We start from the raw sequence: 610 nt of genomic DNA, 5'->3' as shown, positions 1-610 counted from the left end.
CCCTGCTCGGCCACCGTTGCCAGCCCCTGCACCGTCTGGTGCTGGAACAGCGCCTTGGGCGTGAAGCGGATGCCCGCCTGGCGGGCGCGGCTGACCACCTGGATCGAGATGATCGAGTCGCCGCCCAGCTCGAAGAAGTTGTCGGTCACGCCAATCGGCGCCACCTTCAGCACCTCTTCCCAGATCGCCACCAAACGCTGTTCCAGTGCGTTGCGCGGCGCCACCTGGCGGCTCGCCGCCGTGGCCTGCGGCTGTGGCAGGGCCTTGCGGTCGAGCTTGCCGTTGGGGGTCAGCGGCAGGCGCTCGAGGAACAACCAGTGGGTCGGCACCATGTAGTCCGGCAGCGCCGCTTGCAGGGCCGCCTTCAGCGCCGTACGCAGCGCCTCCTGGTCCGCCGTGGCGTCCTGCGCCACGGCGTAGGCCACCAGCTGCTGCACGCCGCCCAGTTCCTGCGCCAGCACCGCCACTTCGCGCAGCGCGCCGTGGGCCTGCAGGCGCGCTTCGATTTCGCCCAGCTCGATGCGCAGGCCGCGCACCTTGACCTGGTGGTCGACCCGCCCGGCGTACTCCAGCACGCCATCGGCGCGGTAGCGCGCCAGGTCGCCGGTGC

Annotated in this window: 1 protein-coding gene; it reads right to left on the bottom strand. The window is 71.5% G+C overall.

The window, feature by feature from the left end; all coding sequences use genetic code 11:
- Positions 1-610 (bottom strand): phosphopantetheine-binding protein (locus tag L6D77_RS27050; protein ID WP_236170229.1); only part of this gene is annotated, 610 nt, incomplete at both ends.

Source organism: Pseudomonas parasichuanensis, assembly GCF_021601385.1.
Classification (GTDB): Bacteria; Pseudomonadota; Gammaproteobacteria; order Pseudomonadales; family Pseudomonadaceae; genus Aquipseudomonas; species Aquipseudomonas parasichuanensis.
This window is presented reverse-complemented; position numbering and strand designations above follow the sequence as displayed.